Source organism: Polaribacter litoreus (assembly GCF_054584775.1).
In genome coordinates this window covers 1-13507 of sequence record NZ_JBTLRD010000002.1, presented here as the reverse complement: position 1 = coordinate 13507, position 13507 = coordinate 1, and the positions used below count along the sequence as shown (strand labels likewise).

Annotated in this window: 10 protein-coding genes; 7 read left to right on the top strand and 3 right to left on the bottom strand. The window is 31.4% G+C overall.

The window, feature by feature from the left end; all coding sequences use genetic code 11:
• Position 1 precedes the first annotated feature (1 nt).
• Complete coding sequence (locus tag ACW9UN_RS01225; protein WP_459483161.1) at positions 2–1402, top strand: amidase family protein; 1401 nt, start codon at positions 2–4, stop codon at positions 1400–1402.
• A complete protein-coding gene (gene gatB/aspS / locus ACW9UN_RS01220) occupies positions 1402–4740 on the top strand; it encodes a bifunctional amidotransferase subunit GatB/aspartate--tRNA ligase AspS (RefSeq protein ID WP_459483160.1) in 3339 nt (1112 codons plus the stop codon). Before ACW9UN_RS01225 ends, gatB/aspS begins: the two co-directional genes overlap by 1 nt.
• Before the next feature lie 65 nt (positions 4741–4805).
• On the opposite strand, the gene ACW9UN_RS01215 is transcribed toward gatB/aspS, so the two are convergent.
• On the bottom strand, positions 4806–6062 hold the full coding sequence (locus ACW9UN_RS01215) for a porin (protein ID WP_459483159.1): 1257 nt from the start codon (positions 6060–6062) through the stop codon (positions 4806–4808).
• 361 nt (positions 6063–6423) lie between these two features.
• Between ACW9UN_RS01215 and gyrB the strand changes: the two genes are divergently transcribed.
• The 3 genes from gyrB (at position 6424) to mdh (ending at position 10578) form a co-directional block, all read left to right on the top strand.
• A complete protein-coding gene (gyrB, locus tag ACW9UN_RS01210) occupies positions 6424–8361 on the top strand; it encodes a DNA topoisomerase (ATP-hydrolyzing) subunit B (RefSeq protein WP_459483158.1) in 1938 nt (645 codons plus the stop codon).
• Between the two features lie 113 nt (positions 8362–8474).
• Entirely contained in the window at positions 8475–9518 is a 1044-nt protein-coding gene (locus ACW9UN_RS01205; RefSeq protein WP_459483157.1) for a DUF6588 family protein, read from the top strand.
• 133 nt (positions 9519–9651) lie between these two features.
• On the top strand, positions 9652–10578 hold the full coding sequence (gene mdh, locus ACW9UN_RS01200) for a malate dehydrogenase (RefSeq protein WP_459483156.1): 927 nt from the start codon (positions 9652–9654) through the stop codon (positions 10576–10578).
• 332 nt (positions 10579–10910) lie between these two features.
• Here the strand turns inward: mdh and ACW9UN_RS01195 are convergent, their stop codons facing one another.
• The gene (locus ACW9UN_RS01195) at positions 10911–11264 is read right to left on the bottom strand and encodes a toxin-antitoxin system YwqK family antitoxin (protein ID WP_459483155.1); all 354 of its coding nucleotides are present in this window, start codon (positions 11262–11264) and stop codon (positions 10911–10913) included.
• Between the two features lie 218 nt (positions 11265–11482).
• Between ACW9UN_RS01195 and ACW9UN_RS01190 the strand changes: the two genes are divergently transcribed.
• Both ACW9UN_RS01190 and ACW9UN_RS01185 read left to right on the top strand, forming a co-directional pair.
• On the top strand, positions 11483–11839 hold the full coding sequence (locus ACW9UN_RS01190; protein WP_459483154.1) for a DUF1304 domain-containing protein: 357 nt from the start codon (positions 11483–11485) through the stop codon (positions 11837–11839).
• 75 nt (positions 11840–11914) lie between these two features.
• The gene (locus ACW9UN_RS01185; protein WP_459483153.1) at positions 11915–12709 is read left to right on the top strand and encodes a mechanosensitive ion channel family protein; all 795 of its coding nucleotides are present in this window, start codon (positions 11915–11917) and stop codon (positions 12707–12709) included.
• 1 nt (position 12710) lies between these two features.
• Here ACW9UN_RS01185 and tsaB read toward each other — a convergent pair whose 3' ends face one another.
• A complete protein-coding gene (gene tsaB, locus ACW9UN_RS01180; RefSeq protein WP_459483152.1) occupies positions 12711–13397 on the bottom strand; it encodes a tRNA (adenosine(37)-N6)-threonylcarbamoyltransferase complex dimerization subunit type 1 TsaB in 687 nt (228 codons plus the stop codon).
• Between the last annotated feature and the right edge of the window lie 110 nt (positions 13398–13507).

Below are 13507 nucleotides of genomic sequence, written 5' to 3'. Positions count from 1 at the left end.
TATGAAATCGCAAATACACAAAATCCATCAACAATTGATGGCCAAAGAATTTACGTGTACTAAGTTAGTACAAGACAAATTAGATTTACTTAAATCTAACGCGTACAATTCTGTAAATTCTTTGTTAGATAAAATGGCGTTAGATTTAGCAGCAAAAGTTGATGCAAAAATTGAAAGCGGACAAGAAATCGGACTTTTAGAAGGAATTCCATTTGGAATTAAAGACGTTTATATGGTACAAGGAACGTACACTACTGCAAGTTCTGATTTGCTTAAAAATTACAAATCTGCTTACACAGCAACAGCCATTCAAAAATTATTAGATGCAGGTGCAATTCCGTTAGTAAAAGAAAATTGTGATTCTTTTGGACATGGATCATCCTCTGAAAACACCATTTTTGGTGCTGTTAAAAATGCCATAAATCCTGATTTAGTTTCAGGAGGTTCTAGTGGTGGTTCTGCAGTAAATGTAGCAAAAGATTATACTGTTTTTTCAATTGGTGGAGATACAGGAGGTTCTATTCGTCAGCCAGCAGGCTACAATAATGTTTACGGTTTAAAACCAACTTATGGTAGAATTTCGCGTTTTGGAATTATGGCTTACGCATCTTCTACAGATTGTGTTGGGCCAATTGCAAAATCGATCGAAGATATTAGAATTGTTTTAAATGCGATGAGTGGTAAAGATATAAAAGATCAAACTACGTATCAATCAGAAAAAATATCCGAAGAAACTATTTTAAATACTGATAAAATAAAAACCATTGGTTATTTTAAAAACTTTATCGATAGTGATGCTATTGATGCTCAAGTAAAAACTGATTTTTTAGCATCCATAGAAAAAATAAAATCCAAAGGAATAAAAGTAAAAGAACTAGATTTCTTTGAATCTGACACCTTAGTTTCTACGTATTATACATTAGCAATGGCAGAAACTGCTTCTAATTTATCTAGATTAGATGGCACAAATTATGGCAGCAGAATTGAAGGTGATAATTTAAAAGACACCTATTCTATTACTCGTTCAGAAAATTTTTCTGAAGAAACAAAACGTAGAATTGTAGGTGGAAATCAAGTTTTATCGCAAGGTTTTTCTGATGAAATTTATCTAAAAGGATTGAATTTAAGAGATCAAATTGCTGATAATTTTGAAAAAGATTTTAATGAAGTTGATGTGATATTATCGCCAGTAACACCATCTACTCCACCAAAAATTGGAGATAGTTTAAACGATCCTTTGGCTATGTATTTATCAGATGCTTACACAGTTGGTTTTAGTTTAGGCCAACTACCAACCTTAACCATACCAAAAGGAACTGCAACTGGTTTGCAAATTTCAGCGGCTAAAAATAATGATGCATACGTTTTACAATTCGCTAATTTCTTAAATGATTTGATATAATGGAGCTAGAGAAATTAAATGATTTATTAAAAAAATACGAGTTAGAACTTGTAATTGGTTTAGAAACTCACGTTCGTTTAAACACAAAATCGAAACTGTTTTGTTCTTGTGCAAATAAAGAAACAGAGCAACCGAATACAAATATTTGTTCTGTATGTACTGGACAAATGGGTGTTTTACCATCTGTAAACAAAGAAGCGATTACCAAAGCAATTTACTTTGGAAAAGCTGTAAAATCTACTTTCGAAAATGAGTTGATTTCTTGGGATCGTAAACATTATGAATACCCAGATAATCCTAAAAATATACAAATTACTCAGTTTCATAATCCTGTAATTCCTGATGGACAAGTTTCTTGTTTTAGAAATGATGGATCGCAATTTACGGTAAACTTAACGCAAGTTCATATTGAAGAAGATGCTGCAAAATTAATGCACGAAAAGAAAATTTCTTTGGTGGATTTTAACAAAGCTGGTGTTCCGTTAATTGAGATTGTTACAGAACCTTGTATTCGTCATATAGAAGATGCATCAACCTATGCACAATACATTCAGAGAATTGTTCAAAATTTAAAAATCTCTGAAGCAAATTTGGAGAAAGGGGAATTTAAATCGGATGTTTCTGTATCACTCAGAAAAAAACACAGCTATAATTTAAATCCTCGTACAGAAATCAAAAACTTGAATTCTTTTAAGTTTATGATTGAAGCTTTAAAAGAAGAAGTAGAAAAGCAATTAAACTACTATATAGAACACAAAGAATTTAGACCAGACCAAACCACTGTTTTGTTTGATGCAGATTTAAAGCAAACCAAAACAATGCGTAAAAAGGAGTTCGAAGCAGATTATCGTTTTATTTCTGAACCAGATTTGCCTTTTGTTAACATCAAAAATGTTGTAGAAACCATTGATGTTGATATTAGTTCTTTGCCTTTTGCAGTTGAATCTATTCTGATAAAAGGAGGAGTTTTACCTCAAGATGCTAAGTTTTTTACGGCAGATTCTTTGCGTTCTGAAACTTTTATTGCCATTAATAATGTGATAAAAGATCCTTCTTTTGTGGCAAAAACTTTGGTAAATAATATTGCTGCTGATGAATATGCCAATATTCATAATGTAAATCAGTTGATTGAAATTTTTCAATTATTTAAAGCGGATAAAATTACTTCTGTTTTAGTACAGAATGGAATTACAAGATATTTAAAAGATCGTACTTTCGATTACAATAAATATTTTGAAGATAATACCATTTCTGAAGATAAAATTAAAGATGCTGTATCTAAAGTAATCTCTGAAAACGAAGCTATTGCTAACGATATTAAAGCTGGAAACCAAGGTAAAGCTGGAATTTTAGTTGGTAAAGTCATCAAAATTATTGGAAAAGGTGCTTCTGGAAAAGTGATTCGTGAAGAGATTCTTAACGCTGTTAGCGATTCGCCTTTAACTGTTAGTCAACAACCAAAAGCTAAAGACCAAAAGCTAAAAGCAAATAACGAAAAGCAACAAAAAAGTACTGATAACCAAGAGTTGCAACAAACTCCCATAATAATTAAGGATAACTACAGAACCCATAAAATATCAGATTTATCTGATGATTCTATCAACATAGAAGTAACATTATCTGGTTGGGTTTCTAGTGTTAGAGATCATGGAGAATTAATTTTTATCGATTTAAGAGATTCTAGCAATCAAGTTTTTCAAGTTCGTTTAAGTAGAGAAACTTTCCCGAACTTAGATGAATTGGTAAAACTAAAACCAGAAACTGTTATTATGGTTACTGGAGTTGTAGTTCAGAGAAGAGAAGACGATTACAATTCAGGTTTAAGAACTGGTAAAATTGAGCTTGAAACAGCTACATTAGAAATTTTAAATTTATCTAAAACTTTGCCTTTTGAAATTAAAAGAGCCATGAAAACCAATGAAAATGTGCGTTTTCAATACAAGTTTTTAGATCATAGAAATGATGATGTTCGCAAAGCAATTGTAAACAGACATAGGGTAATTAAGTTACTACGTGATATTTTAGATGAAGAAGAGTTTTTAGAAATAGAAACGCCAATTTTAACTGCAGGAACTGATGAAGGTGCAAGAGAATTTATTGTACCAACCAGAAAACAAGTAGGTTCTTTTTACACACTACCACAAGCACCTCAGCAATTTAAACAGATGTTAATGGTAGGTGGTTTTGAAAAATACTTTCAAATTGCACGTTGTTTTAGAGATGAAGATTCTAGAGGAGATCGTCAGCCAGAATTTACACAATTAGATATTGAAATGGCATATGCAAGTATGCAACAAATTATCGATTTAAACACCAAAATGTTTAACGAAATTGTAAAGAAAATTTATGGTAAAAAATGGATTTTACGTCCTTTTGAAGTAATTACCTACAAAGAAGCCATGGATAAATATGGTTGTGATAGACCAGATTTACGTTATGGTTTAGAAATGCAAGATATTACTGCCATTGTAAAAGATACCACTTTTCAAGTGTTTAGTAAACCTATTGATGATGGTGGAATTGTAAAATGTATTAAAGTTTCTGCTGCAGAACAAGGCAACAAACGTATGTCTAAAGGGCAAATAGAAAACTTAACTGCCATTGCTCAACAACATGGTTTAGGAGGCTTAGCTTATATCATTGTAAATGAAAATGATTTGCAGTCGCCAATTATTAAATTTTTAGGCGAAGAAATTGCAGCAAATATCATAAAAGCAACTGATGCTCAAATTGGAGATATCGTATTTTTCTCTGCAGCAGATTATGCTACAGCAAACAAAGCCTTAGATGCTGTTCGTCAAGAAATGGGAAGAATCTTAAAGTTGATAAATCCTAAGGAATTAAGACCAGCTTGGGTTGTAGATTTCCCAATGTTTGAAAAAACAGATGAAGGCAGATGGACGTTTACACACAATCCTTTTTCTATGCCAGCTGTTTACGATTTAGAAAAACACATGAATGGTAAAGATGATGAAATTGGAACCATAATCGCACAACAATACGATTTAATCTTAAATGGTTACGAAATTGGTGGAGGTTCAGTTCGTGCACATAAAGCAGAAATTTTGGAAGCAACCTATAAAAATATGGGTTATAACAAAGAAGAAATGATGAAAAGTGTAGGAACCATGTACAAAGCGTTTCAATATGGAGCACCACCTCATGGAGGAATTGCTTGGGGAGTAGATCGTTTAATGATGATTTTAGAAAAGAAAGCTTCTATTAGAGAAGTAATGGCTTTCCCAAAAACGGGAACATCAGAAGATTTATTATTTAATGCACCATCAATTCTTTCTGATAAAAAAGTAGAAGAAATGAATGTAAAGATTATGAGATAGATTATTGATTTTATCGAATTTATAAACAAAAAAAATCCTGCTTTACGCAGGATTTTTTTTTAAAATTATTTTAAAGATACCTGATATTGTAAAACAGCCATTCCTTTATATCCTTTTTGTTGAATTGTAGTAGCATCAAAAATGGGTCTGTGTTGATAACCTAAACTAACCTTATTAGAATGACTTCCATTCATCAAAAAATTAACGGTAAAATCATATACGGTCATTTGATCATTTAAAGCATCCCAATTTGAGGTTTGAATTGCCACATTTGGCTGAATAACATAATCATCTCCTAATATTTTTGTTTCTTTAAAGGCATACCCAAACTGCATGTACCAGGTTGTTCCTGTTCCTATCATCGGAAAAGCTACTCCTGCACCATTAAAATCTACACCTCCCCCACTTGTAGGGTTATTGGCTCCAACATTTCTAATATAATTATTCCCAAAATCATAATCATAATACCCTAAATACGCGGTAATTGCATCATCATTAGACAAAGGTAAGTTTAAGAACGAATCTACTGCCCAATGTTCCATATCATAAAAATTAGTACTTGCCAACATCGCATCACCATCACTCATTGCTTTGCTTTGAAATTGATATCCAATACCTATATTAAACACTTTTTTATGTTGAACGTAAGTACCAACTTGATAAGCAGATTTATTTGATTCGTGTTCAAAAAATTGATATTTCACATAAGTAGATGTTTTTACTCTAGGCATATTATTCGCAAAATTAACCTCTCCATTAGGAACAACAGACACTAAAAAAGGCCTATTAAATGCTAATCTATAATCAAACTTACCAGCTTGTCCTTTAATCCAAGCACCAAATAAACGACCAATATCGTCGTTTTTCTCGACTGAATTTAACGGAAATAAAGGAGAGTCAAGCCCCATTAAAGTTTTATTAGAACGAATGTTCCAACGACTCAACCCTTGCCAGCCCGATTTTCCAAAACCAACTTCAAAAAATTTAGCAAACGAATATTCTGCATAAAGGTCTAATATTTCAAGAGAAATATCTTTCTTTTTAAAATTAAAATTATTGCCACCCAAAATTGCATAAAGAAATATTTTGGGTGTTATTTGAGAATAAATTGGAATACGTAATCTACGAATTGATATATCATAAAATTCAGAAGTAGGTTCATTTTGAATAAGAGAACCCTCATTTAAATCAGAATAACGCATCCATAATTGTGCTCTAATATTCCATTTAATTTCTGGTTTAAACTTCGTTTTTTCTTGACTATTTAAAACGATTGAAGCGAATAAAACTACCAGTAATAACCATTTTTTAATATGTTTCATTTTATTATTTTTATGAATAACAAGGCAAAATTAGGAGTTACAATGTCGTTAAAACGTGATAAACATCATAAAAATTCTACTTTTTTTACCTAAAATTAATGCTAAATCGATGTAGTTGCTACAATTTTGAAATTTAAAACTATAGTTATAACGCATTTTGCGATTTTAATTAAAAAAAAACAGCATAATTTTTATCAACATCAATTTTAAGATGCTTTTTAATCGTTTTAAGACACTTTTATACTTATTAACATTTTCTATTTTTATCAACAAAACAAGTCAAAAAGTACTATTTTTCTCTTATATTTGATGGTTGCACTTGATGCAATTTTCAATCAAAATTATAATTTAATCATATAAAATGAGTGACGAAAAAAAACATAATTATGATGCCTCCAGTATTCAGGCACTAGAAGGAATGGAACACGTAAGAATGCGTCCATCAATGTATATTGGAGATGTTGGTATTCGCGGTTTACATCATTTAGTTTACGAGGTTGTAGACAACTCTATTGATGAAGCAATGGGTGGCCATTGTGATGCTATAGAAGTTACTATTAATGAAGATAATTCTATTACCACTAAAGACAATGGTCGTGGAATTCCTGTTGGCATTCATAAAAAAGAAGGTGTTTCTGCATTACAAGTTGTAATGACAAAAATTGGTGCTGGTGGTAAATTTGATAAAGATTCTTATAAAGTTTCTGGAGGTTTACATGGTGTTGGTGTAAGTTGTGTAAACGCTTTATCAGACCATTTAACAGCAACAGTTCATAAAGAAGGTAAAATTTGGCAACAAGAGTACCAAAAAGGTAAAACACTGTATCCTGTTAAAACTATTGGAGAAACAGATTTTACAGGTACCATAGTTACTTTTTTACCAGATAAATCTATTTTTCAGCAAACCACTGAGTACAATTACGAAACACTTGCCAATAGAATGCGCGAGTTATCTTACTTAAATAAAGGTGTAAAAATTACGCTTACAGATAAAAGAAGAACAGATGACGAAGGCAATTATATCTCTGAAACCTTTTTCTCTAACGAAGGTTTATCTGAGTTTGTAAAATATTTAGATTCAACAAGAGAGCAATTAACTGCAGGTGTTATTGCAATGGAAGGCGAAAAAAATGGTATTCCTGTAGAAGTTGCTATGGTCTACAACACTTCGTACTCAGAGAATTTACATTCTTATGTAAATAATATCAATACGCACGAAGGTGGAACACATTTATCTGGTTTTAGACGTGGTTTAACTTATACTTTAAAAAAATATGCAGATGAATCTGGTTTACTAAAAAATGTAAAATTTGATATTGCTGGTGATGATTTTCGTGAAGGTTTAACCGCAATTGTTTCTGTAAAAGTACAAGAACCTCAATTTGAAGGACAAACCAAAACAAAATTAGGAAATAGAGAAGTAAGTTCTGCTGTTTCTCAGGCAGTTTCAGAAATGCTGACTGATTATTTAGAAGAAAACCCAAATGACGCAAAAACCATTGTTCAGAAAGTAATTTTAGCGGCTCAAGCTAGGCATGCAGCACGTAAGGCGCGTGAAATGGTGCAACGTAAAACTGTAATGAGTATTGGTGGTTTGCCTGGTAAATTATCTGACTGTTCTGAAACAGATCCTGCACAATGTGAAATTTTCTTAGTTGAGGGAGATTCTGCAGGCGGAACCGCTAAACAAGGTAGAGACAGAAACTTTCAAGCAATTCTTCCGCTTCGTGGAAAAATCTTAAATGTTGAAAAAGCGATGCAACACAAGGTTTTCGAGAATGAAGAGATTAAGAATATGTTTACAGCTTTAGGAGTTTCTATTGGTACAGAAGAAGATCCAAGAGCCTTAAACTTAACTAAAGTACGTTACCATAAGGTAGTAATTATGTGTGATGCCGATGTTGATGGTTCTCACATTGCCACCTTAATTTTAACGTTTTTCTTTAGATATATGAGAGAGATGATTGAGCAAGGCTATATTTATATTGCTACACCTCCACTATATTTAGTGAAAAAAGGACAAAAAAGAGAATATGCTTGGGATGACAATCAACGCGATGTAATAGCGCAAAGATTGGGTGGAAATGTAAATATACAAAGGTATAAAGGTTTAGGAGAGATGAATGCCGAACAACTATGGGATACTACTATGAACCCAGAATTTAGAACTTTACGTCAAGTAACCATTGATAGTATGACAGAAGCTGATCGTATTTTTTCTATGTTAATGGGCGATGAAGTTCCACCACGTAGAGATTTTATAGAACGTAATGCAAAATATGCAAATATTGATGTATAATACACTCTATTAAGAACTAATCATACACATTTCCTAAAAGAAATGTGTATTTTTTTTTATATTAGTAGAAATAAAAACTAAATTTAATTAATTATTAACCAAACAACTACGATATGAAGAAAGCTATTATATTTCTTATAACTGTATTCGCTTTATCAATCAATCTAAGAGCGCAAGACGGTTTCGAAAACATTCTTCTTGCAGATACAGAAGATTCACAAAAACTGTTACAAGCTTATTTTGCACCAGGAATGGAAGGTTTTATAAACGCTATGAATACAGGCTGGTATCACACAGCTAAAGTTCATAAAAAATTAGGATTTGACATTACAATTGGAGTAAGTGGAGCTTCAATACCTTCTGAAAAAGATCTAATTAACATCTCTGCTTTAGGACTCTCCTCTAGCTTAAGTGCAAATTCAAATACAACACCATCTTTCTCTGGTTCTGATTCTGGAAAAGCAACTTTTACTGTAAATAGAACTATTCAAGGCCAAGATGTAAATGCACAGTTTACAGCACCTGGAGGAGTTAATCTTCCTGCAAATAGAGTACCTGCACCAGCATTGCAGGTTAGCTTGGGTTTACCTTACAAGTTTGAAGTTATGGGTAGATTCCTACCCAATTTAAATTTTGGTGATGATGGTGATGATAGTTCTTTACAAATGTTTGGTGTTGGATTGAAAAAAGAAATTACAGATTGGTTTGGCCCTTTAGATAAAACCCCTTTACATGTATCATTATTAGCCGGGTATACAAATATGACCGTAAGTTATAGCATTGCAGACGTTACAACAGGTCCTATAAGAACACAGGCAGCTTTAGCTGAGTTCGATTTATCAGCGTATACCATCCAAGCCATTGCTTCACTAAATTTTCCATTTATTAACGTATTTGGAGGTTTAGGTTTCAACTCTGGCTCCTCATCATACTCAATGTCAGGAACTTTTACTGGTGTGTATGATACAGGTTTTCCAGCTCCAAATGATACCATTTCTGAAACTTTACTGATTCCAGGTAATTTAGACTTTGAATCTAGTGGTTTTATGACAACTGTTGGTGCAAGATTTAGTTTAGGATTCTTCAAAATTTTTGGAAGTTATACATTACAAGAATACAATACTATAAATGCAGGTATTGCTTTTAGTTTAAGATAAATAAGCTTAAAAAATTAACAAAAAAAGGTATCTAGTTGTAGATGCCTTTTTTTATGATTTATATCATATATAAATATTTTATAAATTGTATTTTTACATCACAAATAGATTACAAATTAAAAATAGAAAAGATATGAAAGTTACAGTTGTTGGTGCAGGTGCAGTGGGTGCAAGTTGTGCAGAGTACATAGCTATTAAAGACTTTGCTGCGGAAGTTGTTTTGTTAGACATTAAAGAAGGTTATGCAGAAGGTAAGGCCATGGATTTAATGCAAACTGCGTCTTTAAACGGATTTGACACCAAAATTACAGGTAGCACAAACGATTATGCTAAAACAGCAGGTTCTGATATCTGTGTAATTACTTCTGGAATTCCTCGTAAACCAGGAATGACGCGTGAAGAATTGATAGGAATTAATGCAGGAATTGTAAAAACAGTTTCTTCTAATTTAATAGAGCATTCTCCAAACACTATTATTATTGTGGTTTCTAACCCTATGGATACCATGACTTATTTAGTGCATAAAACAACTGGCTTGCCTAAAAATAGAATTATTGGTATGGGTGGTGCTTTAGATTCTGCACGTTTTAAATATCGATTAGCTGAAGCTTTAGGTGCGCCAATTTCTGATGTTGATGGAATGGTAATTGGTGGTCACTCAGATAAAGGTATGGTTCCTTTAACAAGATTGGCTACTAGAAACTCTGTTCCAGTATCAGAATTTATTTCTGAAGAAAGATTAGAACAAGTGAAACAAGATACTAAAGTTGGTGGAGCTACTTTAACGGGTTTATTAGGCACTTCTGCTTGGTATGCTCCTGGAGCTGCTGTTTCTGGTTTGGTTCAAGCTATAGCTTGCGATCAAAAGAAAATATACCCATGCTCTACTTTATTAAATGGTGAATATGGCTTATCAGATTTATGTATAGGAGTTCCTGTAATATTAGGAAAAGACGGTATTGAAAGCATTGTAGAAATTAACTTAAATGAAGCTGAAAAAACACATCTTCAAGAATCTGCTGCTGGAGTTTCTAAAACTAACGGATTGTTAGAATTATAGTTTTTTGTAAAGTTTACAGAAAAGTTAGACAATATTGATTAATCATAAAGTCAAAACCCAAAAAACGTTTAGAAAATTCTAAACGTTTTTTGAGTTCATTTTGTTTCGGTTCTTTACTATACGTAATTCAACATGTACTCTATTTGCCTTTAAGTACAACGTATCTTTTTCTCCATTACTTTATTTAGTATAACTCATATTATATATTATATACAATATAGCAAATAAAAATCTATCTCAAACAAGTGGTCATCATAACAAATAAGTTTAACAAAAAAATCCATTAAAGATATTCTCTAATGGATTTCATTTAAATAACATTGAACTTTTATTTAATCGTTATTAAGTGCTATTTTAGATTCTGACTTCCAGATATTTACCGAAGCTACAGCATTATCTTGGTAGTTAACTTCTTTTAAAGACTCTTTGGCCCAAAAAAACCATTTTCCTACTTTCTTACCATTGTCATAATTACCAATTTGAATTTTGTTGCCAGATTTATCAAAACGAACCCATTCTCCAGTTAATTTTTTATCTTTAAAAAAACCCTGAGTTTTGATAGATCCATCTTCGTAGTAATAAGTAGCTTTTACTAAATCTTTTTCAGCCTTAAAAGTTGGTTCATTTTCCTGCGCATATCCAGCTATAGTTAAGCTTAAGATAACAAGTGAAATTATTTTTCTCATAATCGTTTAATTTTAAGGTTTACATTTACTTTACAAATATACATATTTATTTACATTTTACCAATGTTTTGGTAACATTAATTTAACATTGAAACTAAATTTAAGATGATTTATTTATTGACAATGAAGTATATTTACTCTGATCAAAAAATATAACAACCTGATATAATACAAGTTATACGCTAACTAACCTATATTTTATCTTTCACTTTTCTTTTATGAAATATCTAGCCATCTCTTTTACATTACTCGTTATTATCATTCATATGTATATCGTTTACTTAGAAATGGTGCTTTGGACCACTAAAACAGGTATTAAAACATTTGGATTAAAGAATAAAGAATTTGCTGAGCAAACTAAAGTGATGGCAGCAAATCAAGGTTTATACAACGGTTTTTTAGCTGTTGGATTAATTTGGTCATTAATTACAAGTAATGCAGAGGTTACAATATTCTTTTTATCATGTGTTTTTACTGCTGGAATCTATGGCGGTTATTCAACAAAAAAAATAAGAATATTTTACATTCAATCTTTACCTGCAATATTTGGTATCATTTCAACACTATTAATCTAGCAAATCATTTTACACTTCTATTTAAAACTATTATTTTTGTGGCTAATTTTAGCAAATTATATGATGGATAAATACATGGAATCAGCAATAGATCTTTTGGTTTTATACACCCCAAAAGTGATAACAGCTTTACTAATACTCATTATTGGTTTATACTTGGTTAAAGTCATTACTAAATCATCTAAAAAAATAATGACAAAAAAAGGTGTAGATGTTACGCTTCAAAGATTTTTAGGAAACCTTATCAATTGGGTTTTAAAAGTTCTGCTTTTTATTACAGTAATATCGTTATTAGGCATAGAAACTACGTCGTTTGCTGCTATTATTGCCTCTGCTGGTTTAGCTGTTGGTTTAGCGCTACAAGGATCTTTAGGTAATTTTGCAGGTGGAGTTTTAATTATGATTTTTAAACCTTTTAAAATTGGAGACTATATACAAGCTCAAGGAGAAAGCGGTACTGTAAAAGAAATTCAAATTTTTACAACAAAACTAAATACACCCGATAATAAAGAAATTATTATACCAAATGGATCACTTTCTAATGGCAATATTGTTAATTTTAGCACAGAAGATACTAGACGTTTAGACATAACTTTTGGTGTTGGTTACGATTCTAACATTAAAGAAACTAAAGAAGTAATATTTAGTGTAATAAATGCACATCCATCTATTTTAAAAGAACCTGCTCCAGCAGTAAATCTATCTGAATTGGCAGATAGCTCAATTAACTTTTTTACAAGAGTTTGGGTAAAAAAGGAAGATTATTGGAATGTAAAGTTTGATTTAATTGAGCAAACCAAAGAAGCTCTAGATGCTGCTGGTATAGATATACCTTATCCTCATAGAGTTAACATTAATAAATCTGAGTAGATTAAAAAGTAGGTTTTTTCTTCTTTTCAGGAATCACTACAAAATCTTTTAAATAAAATGGTTCAAAATAAGCGACATTCTCGGTGTCGCTTTTTTTGTATTTATCAAAAGATAAAATTGCCATTTGTTTTGCTGATGGAAATTTATCATCAACAAAAACAGCATTTTTATGATTTACAATTGGTTTACACTTCGTAGAACCATCACCTAAAAAATAAACTTTATCCTTTTCTAGATAATCAGCAAAAGAGCTTTCATCGATAATTTCTGCTTTAATTTCTCTTATTTGTTGATGATTTTGATTGTAAACTGCTGCATAAACTTCCATTCTTCTAGCATCAATCATTGGAATGATAATACCTTTATCTATAGCAATAGCATGAGATAATGCTGTTAACGTATCTATAGCAATTAAAGGTTTATCAAAAGCAAAACACAAACCCTTAGCTGCAGAAACTCCTATTCTTAATCCTGTATAAGAACCCGGTCCTTTACTTACAGCTACTGCATCTATAGCTTCAGTTTTTAAATTTGCTTCTTTTAAAACATCAACAATAAATGGATGTAAAACTTCTGCATGTGAGTACTTGCCATTATTTAATTCTTTAATTGCTAAAATTTCTCCGTTTTTAGCAATACTTACAGAACAATTTTTTGTGGAAGTTTCTATGTTAAGGATGATGCTCAAAATGTATTTTTTATGCAAATATAGTTCAAAAAGAAAGAGGCTGTCTGAAAAGTAGGTTTGGATGTCATTTTGAGCGAAGTCGAAAAATCTATGTATTTAATTATCAATAA